The organism is Bacillus cereus group sp. Bce041, from assembly GCF_052646455.1.
Map to the genome: position 1 here is coordinate 111804 of NZ_JBQXON010000001.1, position 19050 is coordinate 130853.

Genomic DNA, 19050 nt, shown 5'->3' on the forward strand with positions numbered 1-19050 from the left:
GTATATACGACAGAAATCTTTTACCTATCTACGTAGATAAAACATAGATAGTAACACGAAAGAGTGGGTTTCCCCACTCTTTTCTTTACACAATATACATGACATGGTTATCTCGGTTAATAGTATATCATAGGAAATGTTGATTTGCAAAGACTTTTCCTACCTACTAGAACAGTGATAACTGGTTTTGATCTGGTAAGTCTCCTAAACAACCTTGGCTATCTAAATACTCAATAATTGTTTTCGAAACCTTACTTCGCTGTTGCAAGTCTTCTTTTGATAAGAAGTCTCCATTTTTACGTGCTTCTACAATACTTAAAGCTGCGTTTGTGCCAAGACCAGGTACTGCATTAAATGGAGGGATTAATGTATCTCCATCAATAATAAATTCTGTTGCATGTGAGCGGTATAAATCCACCTTTTGGAATGAGTATCCACGCTCACACATTTCAAGTGTCATTTCTAGTACCGTTAATAAACTCTTCTCTTTCGGCGCAGCATCGAGTCCCTTTTGAGCAATTTCATCAATTCTTGCACGTATAGATGCTGAACCTTTCGCCATTGCCTCTACATCAAAATCATCTGCACGAACTGTAAAATATGCGGCATAGAATAACAGTGCAAAATGTACTTTAAAGTATGCGATACGTACAGCCATAAGTACGTAAGCAGCCGCATGGGCTTTAGGGAACATGTATTTAATCTTCTTACATGAATCAATATACCAACCTGGTACATTATTATTTTTCATGTCTTCTTCCCATTCTTCCGGTACACCTTTACCTTTACGAACCGACTCCATGATTTTGAAGGCTAATGATGGATCTAGACCTTGATAGATTAAATATACCATGATGTCATCACGACAACCGATAACTTCGCTCAGCGTACATGTACCGTTATAAATTAACTCGTTTGCATTACCAAGCCATACGTCGGTACCATGTGATAGTCCAGAAATTTGGACTAACTCTGAGAATGTCGTCGGTTTTGTCTCTTCTAACATCTGTCTTACGAATTTTGTACCAAACTCTGGTATACCAAGTGTACCTGTTTTACAGTTAATTTGTTCTTCCGTTACCCCTAACGATTCTGGACCAGAGAAAATTTTCATTACTTCTGGATCATCCGTTGGGATTGTTTTCGGATCAATACCACTTAAATCTTGTAACATGCGAATAACGGTCGGATCATCGTGTCCTAGTATATCAAGTTTCAATAAATTATCATGAATCGAGTGGAAATCAAAATGCGTTGTTCTCCATTCAGCACCAATTGAATCAGCTGGATACTGTATTGGTGAGAAATCAAAGATATCCATGTAATCTGGCACAACGATAATACCGCCTGGATGCTGTCCTGTTGTACGTTTTACACCGGTACACCCTGCTACTAAGCGATCAATCTCTGCATTTCGAATCGTTAAGTTATGATCATTTGCATAACCTTTTACATATCCGTAAGCAGTTTTTTCCGCAACTGTACCAATCGTTCCTGCACGATATACATAGTCTTCACCGAACAGTACTTTCGTATAGTTATGGGCACGTGGTTGGTATTCCCCGGAGAAGTTCAAATCGATATCGGGTACCTTATCTCCTTTAAATCCAAGGAATGTTTCGAACGGAATGTCATGTCCATCTTTTACATATGGAATATTACAAGCAGGACATTCTTTATCTGGTAAGTCAAAACCAGAGCCTACAGAACCATCATTAAAGAATTCTGATTGCTTACACTTCGGACATACATAGTGTGGTGGTAATGGGTTTACTTCTGTAATTTCCATCATCGTTGCAACAAATGATGATCCTACCGATCCACGCGAACCTACTAGATATCCGTCTACTAACGATTTTTTCACAAGCTTATGTGAAATTAAATAAATTACGGCGAATCCATGCCCAATAATACTTTTTAATTCTTTTTCTAAACGTGCTTCTACAATTTCCGGTAGCTCTTCACCATAAATGCTACGCGCCATTTTATAACTCATATCACGCGTTTCATCATCAGCACCTTCAATTTTCGGTGTGTATAGATCGTCTTTTACTGGATGCACATCACCAATTAATGACGCAATCTTTTGTGTATTTGTTACAACAACTTCTTTCGCTTTATCTTCACCTAAGAATGAAAAACATTCTAACATTTCATCAGTTGTACGGAAATGTACTGGCGGTAATGAATGTCGATTTAACGGATTGGCTCCCCCCTGCGAACTGACTAAAATTTTACGATACATTGCATCCTCAGGGTCTAAATAATGCACGTTTCCTGTAGCAACAACTGGTTTATCTAACGTCTCACCTAGTTTTACTAAGTTAGAAATAATTGTTTTTAATTGACCTTCGTCTCGAACAAGTTCACGTTCTACTAAATGACGCAACACCTCTGGAGGCATTACTTCAATGTAATCATAGAACTGGGCAATTTCTTCTACCTCTTCAGGTGCCTTTTGCATCATTGCCTCGAAAACTTCACCTTTATCACAAGCCGTTCCTACTAAAATTCCTTCACGGTATTTTTTTAATAGTGACCTCGGCACACGTGGTACACGGTAAAAGTAATTAAGGTGAGAATATGAAACAAGTTTATATAAATTTTTCAATCCAACATCTGATGTGGCAAGTAACGTCATATGACTTGGACGGCCACGCTTATACGCATCCCCTTGTCCCATGCTATCATTTAATTGATCGTGATATTCAAATCCCTTTTCAATTACGTCTTTCAACATTTTCACAAGTAAATATCCCGTCGCTTCTGTATCATAAATCGCACGGTGATGTTGTGTTAATTCAATATCAAGTTTTTTACACATCGTATTTAATCGATGATTTTTCATTTCTGGGAATAAGAATCGTGCAAGTTCTAACGTATCAATAACGGGGTTATTCGTTTTTTCTAGTCCAGCCTTTTTAAAACCTACGTTAATAAAGCCCATATCAAAGCTCGCATTATGGGCAACAAGTGTATGGTCGCCCATCCATTCCTCAAACTTTTTAAACACTTCGTCCACTTCAGGTGCATCAGTTAACATATCATCTGTAATACCTGTTAATTCAATGATCGTCGCCGATAATGGTTGATGCGGATTTGCAAAAGATTCAAAGCGGTCAATAATTTCGCCACCCTTTACTTTTACAGCAGCCAACTCAATAACTGTATCGTATACAGCTGATAAACCTGTCGTCTCAACGTCGAAAACAACATACGTTTCCTCTGCAAGTAAACGATGCGCTTCGTTATATGCTATCGGTACACCATCATTAACTAAATTTGCTTCTACACCATATATAACTTTAACTCCAGCCTTCTTCCCCGCAGAATACGCCTCTGGGAAAGACTGAGCCACGGCATGGTCTGTAACCGCAATAGCCTCATGTCCCCATTTACCAGCTTGAGCAACAAGCTTAGAAACTGGAGTGACAGCGTCCATTTGACTCATCGGAGTATGGAGATGCAGCTCTACTCGTTTTTCGCCTTCTGGTGCTTTATCTTTACGAGACGGTCCTGTGATTTCATTAATATCATTTGCAATCATTACTAAATCTCGAACGAATGTATCGTTTTGAACAGAACCACGCGCTTTCACCCACATTCCTTTTTTCAAGGATTGCAGCATTGGAATATCTTCTTTGTCACGCGAGAACATTTTGATCATAATAGAATCCGTATAATCCGTTATTTTTAAAGTTAATAACGTACGTCCACTACGAAGCTCTTTTGTTTCTACATGGAAGACATATCCTTGAACCGTTTTTCTTCTTTCTTCATCTTGAATTTCTCGCATCGGTGTAATCTCTTCATCTGGCTTAATAAGATACCCGAGTGTAATCGGTCCTTCATACACAACGCTGCTTTCTTCAGCTTGCTTCTTCGCCATTTCTTCCATAGCTTGTATAACACGCTCGCGGTCTTCTTGCTGCGTTTGTTCACGAAACTTTTGCATTTCTTCTGTATTTTGCTGTATATGTGTGTCTAACTGAAAACGCGGGAATCCAAAAACTTCGTATTGATCCCCTACTGGTTTCGCAACGTTTTTCTTTAAAGCAGTAGACTCCAACTCGTTATTCACATTTATTAGCAACTTCACTCCATTCACCTGTGGAAGCTGCTTCTTTAAGTATGCGAACATAGGTGAAAATGTAATTCGTTCCGTACAAAGCGGCCAATACGCCCTCACTTCTTCTTCTGTAAATTGTTTATTCTCTGTTTCTAATGCAAATGTTGTTCTTGCAATATGAGAAAATGATTGCTTAAGCTTTGTTTCTAGCAATTCATATAATTCTGTAGGCAAAATACGTGGCACTTGTAAATCAAAATGCCAACTTTTATTCGCTTTATCAATAACGAGCCTTTCAATACCACCGCCTTGTAAATATTGATTTATAAGGTCGTCTGGTATTTGCAACTGCTGGAGCAAAATTTGAAATCGCTCTTGTTGTTCATTTGTTAAAGACATAAGCACTCTCCTTCCATTTGCTATTATAAATTGAAACGTACCACAAAGAAAGATTTCTCACCTCTTCTTTTACAAAATACGTTTACAAAGAAAGAGAAGGTACCCCATTACGAGGTACCTCTTCTTATTTTAAAATATTTGCAATATATGTTTGAAGTTCTTCTACTTTTACTTCTTCAGACTCACCTGTAGCACGTACTTTCACTTCTACAATACCTTCGTCTGCTTTTTTACCAACTGTAACACGAACTGGAAGACCGAATAAATCTGCATCTGCAAATTTAACACCTGCACGTTCTGCACGATCGTCTAATAACACTTCATAGCCTTGTTCTTGTAATGAGTTGTAGATATTTTCACCCATTTCACGTTGTGCATCCGATTTCATATTTACTGGAATTACATGCACATGGAACGGTGCTACAGCTTTTGGCCAAACTAAGCCGTTCTCATCGTTAAACTGCTCTGCAATTGCTGCCACTGTACGAGATACCCCGATACCGTAACAACCCATAATAAGTGGTTGTGTTTTTCCGTTTTCATCCAGGAATGTTGCGTTCATTGCTTCACTATAACGAGTTCCTAATTTGAATACATGACCAACTTCAATTCCGCGTGCAAAAAGAATTGTTCCGTTTCCATCTGGAGATTGGTCTCCTTCTTGAATGAAGCGTAAATCTGTATATTGACTTACTTTAAAGTCACGTTCTGGATTTACATTTACATAATGGAATCCTTCTTCATTCGCTCCTGAACATCCGTTAACAATTGATGCTACAGCATGATCAGCAATAATTTCGATATCACCTGTTACATTAATCGGTCCTAATGAACCAACTTCACAATTTAATAATGCTTTTACTTCTTCATGAGAAGCAAGCTCAACAACTGAAGCGCCGTATACATTTTTCACTTTCACATCGTTTACTTCGTGATCACCACGAACAAGTACCACTACTAATTTCTCATCTACTTTAAACACCATAGACTTAATGCACTTGTCAGCTTCGATGTTTAAGAATGCAGATACTTCTTCAATTGCTTTTTGGTCTGGTGTTGCTACTTTTTCAAGTGCTTTTTCTGCTTCGTCACTCTTCGTATACGTAGCTACAACAGGAGCCATTTCGATGTTTGCTGCATAATCAGATGTGTCAGAGTATGCAATTGTATCTTCACCAACATCAGATAATACCATAAATTCATGTGTATCTTTTCCGCCCATTGCTCCAGAATCAGCAATAACTGCACGGAAATTCAAGCCACAGCGAGCAAAAATGTTAGAGTATGCTTTATATAAACGATCGTATACTTCATCTAAGCTCTCTTGTGTAGCATGGAAAGAGTATGCATCTTTCATTAGAAACTCTCTTCCACGTAATAAGCCGAAACGAGGTCTTTGCTCATCACGGAATTTTGTTTGAATTTGGTATAATGTTAACGGTAATTTTTTATATGATTTCACTTCATCACGCACAAGATCCGTAATTACTTCCTCATGTGTCGCTCCTAATGCGAATTCACGAGCATTACGATCTTTCATACGCATTAATTCAGATCCGTAAGAATACCAACGACCTGATTCTTGCCATAATTCCGCAGCTTGCATAGCTGGCATTAATAATTCTACAGCTCCTGCGCGCTCCATTTCTTCTCGAACGATACGTTCTACTTTGTGTAATACTTTTAATCCAAATGGTAGAAAGCTATAAATACCAGAAGCATTTTGACGCATAAAACCTGCACGAAGTAATAGCTGATGACTCTTAATTTCAGCATCAGCTGGAACTTCACGTAATGTAGGACTGAATACCATACTTTGTTTCATTTATTTGCACCTCTTCATTTTACTCTTACACGCAGTAAAACCCCTCACCTCGAGTTAGGTGAGGGATTTTATTCTACGAGCTCTATTTCATTATAAGTTTCACTTTATTTTACAAGAAAAACTTACGAATGTCATTCCAAGTTACAACTAACATAAGTAACATTAATAATGCAAAACCAATAAAGTGAACCATTCCTTCTTTTTGGCGATCAATTGGTTTCCCTCGTAACGCTTCAATTAAGAAGAAGAATAAACGGCCACCATCTAAAGCAGGAACTGGTAATAAATTAAATAAACCAAGATTAATGCTTAGAACTGCAGCTAAACTTAGTACACGCGTAAACCCATAATCTACAACTTGATCTGTTAGATTATAAATTCCTACTGGACCTGATAACTCATTAATAGAAAATTGACCAGTTACTAATTTAACAAGAGATTCAAAAATTAGTTTCGTCCATTGGTACGTTTGTTCAAATCCTGATTTAATAGAACCCATTACTGTTTTCTCTACAGGAGAATACACACCGATTCTACCAACTTCGTCTTTTCCTTCTTTATCGAGTGTTGGCGTTACTTTCACATTAAACTGTTCATTATCACGCTTTACTTGTAACGTAATTTCTTTATTTGGGTTTTCACGTACAATAGTAACAACATCTTTCCATGTACTTGTGTTTTTCCCATCAATAGCTTGAATTGTATCATTCTCTTTCAATCCAGCTTGCTGTGCTGCACTGTTATCCATCACTTTTCCAACCATTGGTTTGTCAATAGGAACCCCTTGTACAAATCCAAGAATCACAAAAATAACAAATGCTAAAATGAAGTTCATTGCAGGACCCGCAAAGATTGTTAAAGCGCGTTGCCCTAGTTTTTTCGAGCCAAATTGTCTATTATACGGAGCATTTTGAATTTCTTCCCCCGCAGTAATAATACGAGCCTTTTCATTCACTCGGAATGTTTGAAGCTCTTCCTCGTACTCTTCATAGCCCGAAATTGTTAAATTATGCTCCAAATCAGCTTGTTCGACTTCAATAACACGAACATTTGGATACTTTTCATATCCATCAAAAACTAATTTTACAACTTCGTCTTTTTCATTTAATACAAGGCCAACCTTTTTCCCAGGCTTTAACTCAACTGTGTCCGCATCCTCGCCGGCCATTCTTACATAGCCACCAAGGGGCAGTAATCGAATCGTATACACCGTTTCATTCTTTTCAAATGAGAATATTTTCGGACCAAAACCAATCGCAAACTCGCGGCATAAAATACCTGCTCTTTTTGCGAAATATAGATGCCCTAGCTCATGGAAAAATACGAGTGCACCGAAAATTAATATAAAGGCAATCGCTGTATTCAATTCCATAACCACCTTTGCTAAATTTGTTCCATCACAAACCGTCTTGTGGCCGCATCAATTTCCAAAATTTCCTCTAAGCTCGGTCGTGCAATGACATTGTGATGGTTCATTGCTTTTTCAATGAGGTCTTCCACTGTTAAGAAACCAATTCTCTTTTGTAAAAAGGCTTCAACCGCTACTTCATTCGCTGCGTTCATTACAGCTGGCATACTTCCACCTGCTTTTCCAGCTTCATACGCAAAACGTAAACAACGGAATCGTTCTTGGTCCATTTTCTCAAAATGCAACGTCCCTATTTCCCATAAGTTTAACTGTTTTGTGTCTGAAAGAGGCAATCTATCAGGATATGTAAGTGCGTATTGAATTGGTACTCGCATATCAGGTGAACCAAGCTGCGCCATTACACTACGATCTTCAAATTCAACCATAGAATGGATAATACTTTCTTTATGTAAAACAACATCGATTTGCTCATAAGGGATACCAAAAAGCCAATGTGCTTCAATTACTTCTAGTCCCTTATTCATCATTGTAGCAGAATCAATTGTAATTTTCGAACCCATTGACCAGTTTGGATGTCGAAGCGCATCTTCTACGGTCACATGATGCAATTCATCCCTCGTTTTATCACGGAAACTTCCACCAGAAGCCGTTATAATAAGACGAGAAATTCTTTTTTCATTTTCACCATTCAAGCACTGAAAAATAGCCGAATGTTCACTATCTACTGGAAGTAACGAAACATTATGTTTTCGTGCTGCTTCCATTACAAGATGTCCTGCAGTTACTAACGTTTCTTTATTTGCAATTCCAATTGTTTTTTTCGCCTCAATTGCACGAAGTGTTGGTAACAACCCTACGCTACCTACAACAGCATTTACTACAATCTCCGCATCTGGATGTAATGCTACTTCTAAAAGTCCTTCACTACCATATACAATTTTTGTATTACCAGAAACAGATTGTAATTTTAAAACATCTTCCTCTCTTTGCACAGAGACGATTTGCGGAGAAAATTCTTGAATTACCTTTACTGCGTAGTCAATATTTTTCCCTACAGAAAAAGCAACGAGACGGAATTGGTCTGGGTGCGAGCGTAATACATCTAAAGTTTGTGTACCAATTGATCCGCTTGCACCTAATAAACTAATGTTTTTCATGACTCCAACCCCTCGTTCATTTATTAATTGTATTGTAATAAGAAGTAGAGAATTGGTAAAACGAATAACCAACTATCTGTTCGGTCTAATATACCACCATGCCCAGGTAAAATTGTACCTGAATCCTTTACGCCATAATGACGTTTAAAAGCAGATTGTACTAAATCACCAATTTGTCCAAAAATAGAAATGATAATTGTCAGCACAATTAAAATTACTACATTCGATTCGACTGGGAAGAACACGTTGTAAACAAGTGCCACAATAATTCCACAAACGATACCGCCTAATGAACCTTCAATCGTTTTATTCGGACTAATTTCTGGCCACAATTTTCTCTTGCCCAATGCTTTTCCTACGAAATATGCGCCTGAATCAGTAGCCCATATAACAAATAATGCGCAAAATACATATTTAATTCCTAATATTCTCGTTTCATTTAAATATAAGAATCCCATTGCCACATATGTCGTTGCCATCAGTAAAAATGAAGCATTATCAAAAGTAAATGTATTCTTAGAAAGGACTGTATATGATAAAAGTAATAAAACAATCACAAATGTGATTTCCAATTTACCTAATCCAATCCATGTAAACAGTTCTGATGCACTACTTGGAATTAAAAGAATCCACAATAATACTGCAGCTAAAACTGTCGGTACTGAAATAAGCGTAAGCTTATTCATACGAATTAATTCATATAAACCTATAGAAGCAAGTGCATACACTAAAACCGTAAAAGGCACGCCACCGTATATTACGATGGGAATGAATAGCGCGGCAGCAACCACTCCAGTAATAATTCTCTGTTTCACTACCAAACCCTCTCTTTCTACACGCCTCCGAATCTGCGCCCTCTATGTTGAAAGTCAGTAATCGCATTTAGCAAATGTTCTTCTTTGAAGTCTGGCCAATACACGTCTGTAAACCAAAACTCCGAATATGCAATTTGCCATAACATGAAATTACTAATACGTAGCTCTCCGCTTGTTCGGATTAACAACTCTGGATCAGGTAAAGAACTCGTCATTAAGTAGGAGGAAAGCATTTCTTCACTTACCTCTTCAGAACGAATTTTTCCTTCCTCATTATCTTTCATCATATGTTGCACAGCAGAAACGATTTCATCTCGACTTCCATAGTTTAACGCGAAATTAAGAATTAATCCCGTATTCTCTTTCGTATCTTCCATGGCTTTCTCCATCGCTCTGCGTGTATGCGTAGGAAGACGATCTTTTTGCCCTATTACTCGGACTTGTACGTTTTCTTCAATCAATTCTGGTAAAAATGTACCTAGAAATTCTTCTGGAAGCTTCATTAAATAATCAACTTCCTTTTTCGGTCTTTTCCAGTTCTCAGTTGAAAAAGCATAGAGAGTTAACACTTTCACATTAAGTTTACTTGCAAATTTTGTAATTTTCTTTACAACTTGCATACCTTCATGATGTCCCGCAATACGAGGCATTGCTCTCCTCTTTGCCCATCTTCCATTCCCATCCATAATGATGGCAATATGTTCTGGGATATATCCTTTTTTCACTTCTTCAACGAGATGATCAAACGATGTGTCCTTTTTACCTTTAAAAAAAGGAAAGTTTTTAAACATCATTCATACCCTCCAGCAAGCAGACGTATGCCTAAAAGTGTAAAAAGACCCCCTTAAGAAGAGGGTCATATTTGCGAAGTTATCGCTATTACACTTCCATGATTTCTTTTTCTTTGTTTTTTGCGATTTCGTCAACTTTTGCAATATATTTATCTGTTTCTTTTTGGATATCTTCAGTATATCCTCTTAAATCATCTTCTGTAATCTCGCCAGCTTTTTCAAGCTTCTTAAGATCATCATTTCCGTCACGACGTACGTTACGAACAGCAACTTTTGCTTCTTCAGCATATTTTTTCACAACTTTTACAAGATCACGACGACGCTCTTCTGTTAGTGCAGGGAATGCAATACGAATTACAGTTCCATCATTAGAAGGGTTTAAGCCTAAATCTGCTTTTAAAATTGCTTTTTCAATATCACCGATAGAAGTTTTATCATAAGGTTGAATTACTAGTAAACGCGCTTCTGGAACTGTAATGTTCGCTAATTGCACAACTGGTGTTGGTGCACCATAGTAATCAACTTGTACCTTATCTAATACAGACGCGTTTGCACGACCAGCACGAACTGTTGCTAATTCACGAGAATAAGCAGCAACTGCTTTTTCCATTTTTTCATTTGAAGACTTCAATACTTGTTGTCCCATATTTATTTCCCCCTTACCACTGTTCCGATATTTTCGCCTAAAACGGCACGTTTAATATTACCTTTTTCCATAACTGAGAATACAATTAGTGGAATATCATTATCCATACATAGAGAAGAAGCTGTAGAATCCATTACACCTAAACCTTCTTTTAATACATCTAAGTAAGTAAGCGTTTCGTATTTTGTAGCTGTTGGATCAATAGATGGATCCGCATTATATACACCATCTACATTGTTTTTCGCCATTAAAATTACATCTGCTTCAATTTCTGCCGCACGTAATGCTGCTGTTGTATCTGTAGAGAAGTATGGGTTACCTGTACCTGCTGCAAAGATAACAACACGTTTTTTCTCTAAGTGACGAACTGCTTTACGACGAATGTAAGGTTCTGCAACTTGACGCATCTCAATTGAAGTTTGTACACGAGTTTGAATTCCGATATTCTCCAAGCTATCTTGAAGAGCTAATGAATTCATAACTGTCGCTAACATGCCCATGTAATCTGCCCCTGCACGATCCATGCCCATTTCACTTCCAATTTTTCCACGCCAAATGTTACCGCCACCAACAACAACAGCAACCTCTACATCAAGTTCTGCAATTTCTTTTACTTGTTCCGCAACTGACTTAATAACAGTTGGGTTAATTCCAAATCCTTGCTCTCCAGCTAAAGCTTCTCCACTTAGCTTTAAAACGACACGATTATATTTCGGTTTACTCATAATGAACCTCCAATTGCTTACATCTTTATTTTAAAAAAGGGAACACAATGTGTTCCCTAATCTGTATTAGTTACTACCTTTTACTTGGTTCATTACTTCTTCAGCAAAGTTATCTTCGCGTTTTTCGATACCTTCACCAACAGCGTAGCGAACGAATCCTTTTAATGTTCCGCCTTTAGACTCAACGAACTGACGAACTTTCATATCAGGGTTTTTAACGAATGCTTGGTCAAGTAAACAAATCTCTTCGAAGAATTTGCCTAGACGGCCTTCAACCATTTTCGCAACGATTTTCTCAGGCTTGCCTTCGTTTAATGCTTGTTGTGTTAATACTTGACGCTCATGCTCAACTTCTTCAGCTGTTACAGCATCGCGGTCGATGTATTTAGGGTTAACTGCAGCGATGTGCATTGCAACATCTTTAGCAGCAGCTTCATCAGTAGAACCTTCAAGAACTGTTAATACACCAATGCGTCCACCCATGTGTAGGTAAGCGCCGAATGCATCTGCATCAGTTTTTGATACGATTTCGAAACGACGAAGTGTAAGTTTTTCACCAATTTTAGCGATTGCTTCGTTGATGTGCTCTTCAACTTTTTTACCGTTTTCCATTGTTTGAGCCATAGCTTCTTCAACGTTAGCTGGTTTGTTAGTTAATAAGTGAGCAGCTAATTCTTTAATTAGTGTTTGGAAACCTTCGTTTTTCGCAACGAAATCAGTTTCAGAGTTTAATTCTAAGATTAAAGCGTCGTTACCGTTTGTTTCGATGAAAGTTAAACCTTCAGCAGCAATGCGGTCTGCTTTTTTAGCAGCTTTCGCAATACCTTTTTCACGTAAGAAGTCAATTGCCTTCTCCATGTCGCCGTTAGTTTCTGTTAAAGCTTTTTTGCAGTCCATCATACCTGCGCCAGTTTTTTCACGTAATTCTTTTACCATTTGAGCAGTGATTGCCATACTTTTCATCCTCCTAAAATATGTATTTATACCTTTTATAAAGGTGTTTATACCTTAAAAAAGGTGATAAAAGGCCGAACCCCTTATCACCTTTCCAACTTTGTTACGCAGTAACAGTTTCTTCACCTTGTTTTGCTTCAAGGATCGCGTCTGCCATTTTAGATGTAAGAAGTTTTACAGCACGAATTGCATCATCGTTTGCTGGGATAACGTGATCGATTTCGTCTGGATCACAGTTTGTATCAACGATACCGATGATTGGAATGTGTAATTTGCGTGCTTCAGCAACTGCAATACGCTCTTTACGAGGGTCTACTACGAATAATGCACTTGGAAGACCTTTCATATCTTTAATACCGCCTAAGAATTTCTCAAGACGCTCTAACTCTTTTTTAAGTTGAACAACTTCTTTCTTAGGAAGTACTTCGAAAGTACCATCTTCTTGCATTCTTTCGATGTCTTTAAGACGCTTGATACGCTTTTGGATTGTTTGGAAGTTTGTTAAAGTTCCACCTAACCAACGTTGGTTAACGAAGTACATACCAGCACGAGTTGCTTCTTCTTTAATAGCTTCTTGTGCTTGTTTTTTAGTACCTACGAATAAGATGTCTCCGCCTTCAGCAGCGATGTCGCGCATCGTTCTGTAAGCTTCCTCAACTTTTTTCACAGTTTTTTGTAAGTCGATGATGTAGATACCGTTACGCTCTGTGAAAATGTAACGCTTCATTTTTGGGTTCCAACGACGAGTTTGATGTCCGAAATGAACACCAGCTTCAAGCAATTGCTTCATAGAAATTACTGACATAATATAGTTCCTCCTAAATGGTTTTTGATATCCTCCGTTTACTTCATCTCTAAGCGAAACTACAAACGTAGCACCAACACTTAAATCAGTAAACGTGTGTACTTTGTACTGACACCACTGCTTACTATATCATACTGAAATATTACAATCAAGTCGAAAATGCGAACAATGTAAAACTTTCTTTGTTCATACTCGAATTCTAGTATTACCAACCTTCTTTTCTTTTAAGCAAAGAAGTAAATACAATTAATAGTTTTCCCAGAAAACACGCTTATGACACTTTTCACAAGCATCTTCTATCCATTGCACAAAAAACTCTCCTCAATTGAGGAGAGTTTTTTATAAATTAGTTTGTTTTTAATTTAGCAAGTTCTTGTAGAAACTTGTCGTTTAGCACTTTAATGTATGTTCCTTTCATACCTAAAGAGCGAGACTCAATAACACCAGCACTTTCTAATTTACGTAGTGCATTTACGATTACAGAGCGAGTAATTCCTACGCGATCAGCAATTTTACTTGCAACAAGTAAACCTTCTGTTCCATTTAATTCTTCGAAGATATGCTCAATTGCTTCTAACTCACTGTAAGATAATGAGCTGATTGCCATTTGAACAACAGCTTTACTACGCGCTTCCTCTTCGATTTCTTCTGCTTTTTCACGTAAGATTTCCATACCTACAACAGTTGAGCTGTACTCAGCAAGGATTAAATCATCATCTAAGAACTCTTGACCAAGACGAGCTAATACTAATGTACCTAGACGCTCACCGCCACCAACGATTGGTACGATTGTAGTTAAACCTTGACCGAATAATTCTCTGTTTTCTACTGGGAATGCTGTGTAAGCACTGTTCACATCTAAGTTTGAAGATGTTTCTGTAATGTTGAATAAGCTTTGTGTATATTCTTCTGGGAATTGACGTTCTGCAAGCATTTGCTTCATGCGTTCGTTTTCGATTTGTTGGTGAATTGCATAACCTAGTAATTTACCACGACGGCTAACTACGAATACGTTTGCTTCGATTACTTCACACATTGTGTCAGACATTTCTCTAAAGTTTACAGGCTTCCCTGCTGCGCTCTGTAATAACGCATTTAATTTTCTCGTTTTTGCTAATAATTCCATTTCAAAAGTTCCTCCTACATGTTACTCACATATTTTTTCATCACTTGGAAACTAGGGCGAGTCACCTGATGACACTATTACAAAATAAACTGGCTCACATCTTTATTTTTAGCAATTGTTGCTAATTTCTCCTCAACGTATTGAGGTGTTATCGTTATTTTCTCTAACGTAATTTCAGATGCTTCAAACGATAAATCTTCAAGGAGCTTCTCCATAATCGTATGAAGTCTTCTTGCTCCAATATTATCTGTATCCTGATTAACTTGATAAGCAATCTCAGCAATCTTACGAATAGCTTCGTCTGAAAATTCAATTTCTATACCTTCAGTCGCTAATAATGCCATATATTGTTTAATTAACGCATTGTCAGGCTCGATTAATATTTTAACAAAATCGTCTGTCGATAATTTTGTTAATTCTACTCGAATCGGAAATCTCCCTTGCAATTCCGGAATTAAATCCGACGGTTTAGACATATGGAACGCTCCAGCTGCAACGAATAAAATATAATCCGTTTTTACTGATCCGTATTTTGTCGCAACATTCGACCCTTCTACAATTGGCAGAATGTCACGTTGCACACCTTCACGTGATACATCTACGCTATTCGACTGCTTACCAGCAATTTTGTCAATTTCATCGATAAAAATAATCCCGAGCTGTTCAGCACGATAAACAGCCTCTTGTGTAACTTCATCCATATCAATTAAGCGCTGTGCCTCTTCATTTGTCAAGAGTTTTCTTGCTTCTTTTACAGAAAGTTTACGTTTTTTCGTTTTTTTCGGCATAAAACTTCCTAGCGCATCTTGGAAATTCATTCCCATTTGTTCCATGCCAGTTCCTTGTAACATATCAAACATGGAAGACTGTTGTTCAGTCACTTCAATCGATACAATTTCTTCTTCAAGAAGCCCTGCAGCAAGCTTTCTCTCCACATCTTGACGTTTCTTTTCGATTTCAACATCTTCTTGTGTATCAGACGTTTGATTCGAATTTTGAGCGCCTCCAAAAAGCATCTCTAATGGATTTTTGAATCCAGATTGCTTCTCCGGACTCGGCACTAAAATTTCAACAAGACGTTGATTCGCTTGCTCTTCTGCTTTATCTTGAACTTTCACTACCATTTCTTCTTTTACGATACGAACCGATGTTTCCACCAAGTCACGTACCATCGACTCTACATCTCTACCCACATATCCAACTTCTGTGAATTTTGTAGCCTCAACCTTAATAAAAGGTGCTCCAACGAGTTTCGCCATTCGTCGTGCTACCTCTGTTTTCCCAACACCTGTCGGTCCAATCATTAAAATATTTTTAGGCGCAATTTCGTCACGTAAATTTTCAGCTAATTTACTGCGGCGATATCGATTTCTCAACGCTACAGCAACCGCTTTCTTTGCGTCTTTTTGACCGATGATGTATTGATCTAATTTTTCCACAATTTGGCGCGGAGTAAAATGTAAATGCATATAAAATGCCTCCCTTACGATTCTACAATTCTTCAACAATTATGTTGTGATTCGTATAAACACAAATATCGCCAGCAATCTCTAAACTCGCTTTCGCAATTTGCTTCGCTGTTAAGTGTTCACTTGCATATTGCTTTAAAGCACGACCTGCAGAAAGTGCATAATTCCCACCAGATCCAATTGCTAAAATACCATCATCCGGTTCAATCACTTCTCCTGTACCTGAAACAAGGAGCATAGTTGTTTTATCCATGACAATGAGCATCGCTTCTAGCTGACGTAACATTTTATCGCCACGCCATTGTTTTGCCATTTCAACAGCAGCACGCTGCAAGTTGCCATTATACTCTTCTAATTTCCCTTCAAACATTTCAAAAAGAGTAAATGCGTCAGCAACTGATCCTGCGAAACCAGCTAAAACTTTACCTTGGAAAAGTTTACGAACTTTACGAGCTGTATGTTTCATTACAACAGCATTTCCCATTGTCACTTGGCCATCTCCAGCCATTGCACATTCTCCATTATGATGAACTGCAAATATCGTTGTAGCGTGGAAATTTCCCATAGAAAAAACTCCTTTATTTGTTTTTATAGCTTTTAAAGCAATTTATGCCCGCGGGTGATGCTTCATGTAAACAGAACGCAATCTTTCTTTAGAGACATGCGTATAAATTTGTGTCGTCGACAAATTTTCATGGCCTAATAGCTCCTGTACAGTACGTAAATCCGCCCCTTCATCTAGCATATGTGTAGCAAATGTATGCCTTAACATATGGGGACTTATCCGCATTGTCAGCGAAGCCTTTTTAATGAGTTCATTTAAAACATAACGAACCCCACGACTTGTTAGCGGTGTACCTTTCGCATTTAAAAATACCATATGAGAATCTTCGTCAGTCTTATTAACTAACTGTTTTCTCCCATTCTCTATATAAGTAATTAAAGAATCTTGCGCATAGCTTCCGAACGGAATATACCTTTGTTTTTTTCCTTTTCCCATTACTAAAATTGTTCCCACCGCAAAGTCAATATCGGTAAGTTGTAAATTGACACATTCACTCACACGGATCCCAGTCGCATACATCAACTCTAATAAAGCTTGATTCCTTTGACCTAATGGCGTTTCCGTGTCAGAAACTTCAAATAATTCCTCTAACTCTTCAGCATATAAAAACTTTGGGATTGACAATTCTTTTTTGGGGAGTGACGCAAGTGCAAACGGATTATCCTTTCGATAACCTTCACGCATCAAAAAACGATATAAACTTCGTAAGCTTGATACTTTTCTTGCGACAGATTTACGGGCTAACTTTTCATCGTGCAACGTCGTTAAGTACAAACGAACATCCGCGTATGTAACGTCTAAAAAAGAGGATATGCCTTCTCGTTCCATAAATTGCACAAAATGTTCTAAATCATTTTGATAACTTGCAATTGTATATTTTGAATAATTTCTTTCAATTTGTAAATATCCAACGAATAATTGTAACAATTTCTTCACATTCACACAACTCACCTCAATAAAGGCTACTAAATCGTATCACAACTTAGTAGCCTTTGCAAGAAATTTAACTAAATATTTACAAAATTTCGAATCGTTTCTAAAGCGCGTGCTGCGTACGCTTCATTTCGTTCTGCTTTCTTTTTAATCTTCTTCTCTAACGGTGCAAATAGACCGAAGTTCGCATTCATCGGCTGGAAGTTTTTAGCGTTCGTTGCCGTAATGTAATTTGCCATGCTACCCATCGCAGTTACTGGCGGTAATACAACTGGCTCTTCACCTTGCACAAGACGCGCAGCATTAATTCCTGCTAATAATCCTGATGCTGCTGATTCAACATATCCCTCTACTCCAGTCATTTGACCAGCGAAGAATAAATCATCACGTTGTTTATATTGATATGTTGGACGAAGCAAATTAGGTGAATTAATAAACGTATTACGATGCATTACACCATAACGTACAATCTCTGCATTTTCCAATCCCGGAATTAACTGTAGCACTTCTTTTTGCGGTCCCCACTTTAAATGAGTTTGGAAACCTACGATATTGTATAAAGTTCCCGCTGCATCATCTTGACGTAACTGAACAACAGCATATGGCGTTTTTCCTGTTTTGGGATCTTCCAATCCAACAGGTTTCATAGGTCCAAATACTAACGTCTGTCTCCCTCTACTTGCCATAACTTCTACTGGCATACAACCTTCAAAGAAAATTTCTTTTTCAAACTCTTTTAAAGGCACTGTCTCAGCAGCAATTAGAGCCTCATAAAAACGATCGAACTCTTCTTCTGTCATTGGGCAATTTAAATATGCAGCTTCACCTTTGTCATAACGCGATTTTAAATACACTTTATTCATGTCAATGCTGTCTTTTTCTACGATTGGGGCTGCAGCATCATAGAAGTAGAAATAATCTTCTCCTGTTAATTCTTTCAATTTTGCAGAAAGATCAGGAGATGTTAATGGACCTGTAGCAATAATTGTCGGTCCCTCTGGAATATCTGTAATTTCTTCATTCATTACAGTTACATTTGGATGGTTCTTTACGTATTCTGTTACTTTAGCTGCGAACTCATGACGATCTACAGCTAAAGCACCTCCAGCTGGTACAGAGCACTCATCCGCCGCACGAATAATTACAGAATCCATTAAGCGCATTTCCTCTTTAATAACTCCAACTGCATTTGTTAAAGTGTTTGCACGAAGTGAGTTACTACATACTAATTCAGCGAATTTATCTGTGTGATGAGCTGGCGTTTGCCTTACCGGTCTCATTTCATATAATCTAACTTGGACACCACGTTTTGCAATTTGGTAAGCTGCTTCACTTCCTGCAAGACCTGCGCCAATGACGTTTACTACTTGTGTTGTCATTTATATCACCTTTCCTTTTCTTC

The 19050-nt window shown here is 37.9% G+C and carries 15 protein-coding genes; all 15 read right to left on the bottom strand.

What is annotated here, in order from left to right; all coding sequences use genetic code 11:
• Positions 1 to 166 precede the first annotated feature (166 nt).
• Entirely contained in the window at positions 167 to 4468 is a 4302-nt protein-coding gene (locus ACUN13_RS00520) for a PolC-type DNA polymerase III (protein WP_000060005.1), read from the bottom strand.
• Positions 4469 to 4592: 124 nt separating this feature from the next.
• A complete protein-coding gene (locus tag ACUN13_RS00525; protein ID WP_000814302.1) occupies positions 4593 to 6293 on the bottom strand; it encodes a proline--tRNA ligase in 1701 nt (566 codons plus the stop codon).
• 109 nt (positions 6294 to 6402) lie between these two features.
• Entirely contained in the window at positions 6403 to 7659 is a 1257-nt protein-coding gene (gene rseP, locus ACUN13_RS00530) for an RIP metalloprotease RseP (RefSeq protein WP_409531707.1), read from the bottom strand.
• A 17-nt stretch (positions 7660 to 7676) separates the two neighbouring features.
• On the bottom strand, positions 7677 to 8819 hold the full coding sequence (dxr, locus tag ACUN13_RS00535; protein ID WP_000790373.1) for a 1-deoxy-D-xylulose-5-phosphate reductoisomerase: 1143 nt from the start codon (positions 8817 to 8819) through the stop codon (positions 7677 to 7679).
• 23 nt (positions 8820 to 8842) lie between these two features.
• Positions 8843 to 9634: a phosphatidate cytidylyltransferase gene (gene cdsA, locus ACUN13_RS00540; protein ID WP_000813592.1), complete on the bottom strand. Its 792-nt coding sequence runs from the start codon at positions 9632 to 9634 to the stop codon at positions 8843 to 8845.
• 17 nt (positions 9635 to 9651) lie between these two features.
• Positions 9652 to 10428: an isoprenyl transferase gene (gene uppS / locus ACUN13_RS00545; protein WP_000971296.1), complete on the bottom strand. Its 777-nt coding sequence runs from the start codon at positions 10426 to 10428 to the stop codon at positions 9652 to 9654.
• An 85-nt stretch (positions 10429 to 10513) separates the two neighbouring features.
• On the bottom strand, positions 10514 to 11071 hold the full coding sequence (frr, locus tag ACUN13_RS00550) for a ribosome recycling factor (protein WP_000531501.1): 558 nt from the start codon (positions 11069 to 11071) through the stop codon (positions 10514 to 10516).
• A gap of 2 nt (positions 11072 to 11073) precedes the next feature.
• Complete coding sequence (gene pyrH / locus ACUN13_RS00555) at positions 11074 to 11796, bottom strand: UMP kinase (RefSeq protein WP_000042668.1); 723 nt, start codon at positions 11794 to 11796, stop codon at positions 11074 to 11076.
• Between the two features lie 66 nt (positions 11797 to 11862).
• Positions 11863 to 12750, bottom strand: a complete 888-nt coding sequence (gene tsf, locus ACUN13_RS00560; protein ID WP_001018578.1) for a translation elongation factor Ts — start codon at positions 12748 to 12750, stop codon at positions 11863 to 11865.
• Positions 12751 to 12853: 103 nt separating this feature from the next.
• Positions 12854 to 13555, bottom strand: a complete 702-nt coding sequence (rpsB, locus tag ACUN13_RS00565; protein ID WP_000111485.1) for a 30S ribosomal protein S2 — start codon at positions 13553 to 13555, stop codon at positions 12854 to 12856.
• 346 nt (positions 13556 to 13901) lie between these two features.
• Entirely contained in the window at positions 13902 to 14681 is a 780-nt protein-coding gene (gene codY, locus ACUN13_RS00570; RefSeq protein WP_000421290.1) for a GTP-sensing pleiotropic transcriptional regulator CodY, read from the bottom strand.
• A 77-nt stretch (positions 14682 to 14758) separates the two neighbouring features.
• A complete protein-coding gene (gene hslU, locus ACUN13_RS00575; protein ID WP_000550078.1) occupies positions 14759 to 16150 on the bottom strand; it encodes an ATP-dependent protease ATPase subunit HslU in 1392 nt (463 codons plus the stop codon).
• Positions 16151 to 16172: 22 nt separating this feature from the next.
• Positions 16173 to 16715 carry an ATP-dependent protease proteolytic subunit HslV gene (gene hslV, locus ACUN13_RS00580; protein ID WP_000526272.1) on the bottom strand — a complete coding sequence of 181 codons (543 nt, stop codon included), beginning with the start codon at positions 16713 to 16715 and terminating at the stop codon, positions 16173 to 16175.
• Between the two features lie 42 nt (positions 16716 to 16757).
• Complete coding sequence (gene xerC / locus ACUN13_RS00585; protein WP_001101243.1) at positions 16758 to 17657, bottom strand: tyrosine recombinase XerC; 900 nt, start codon at positions 17655 to 17657, stop codon at positions 16758 to 16760.
• A 65-nt stretch (positions 17658 to 17722) separates the two neighbouring features.
• On the bottom strand, positions 17723 to 19027 hold the full coding sequence (gene trmFO / locus ACUN13_RS00590) for an FADH(2)-oxidizing methylenetetrahydrofolate--tRNA-(uracil(54)-C(5))-methyltransferase TrmFO (RefSeq protein WP_000213002.1): 1305 nt from the start codon (positions 19025 to 19027) through the stop codon (positions 17723 to 17725).
• Positions 19028 to 19050 lie beyond the last annotated feature (23 nt).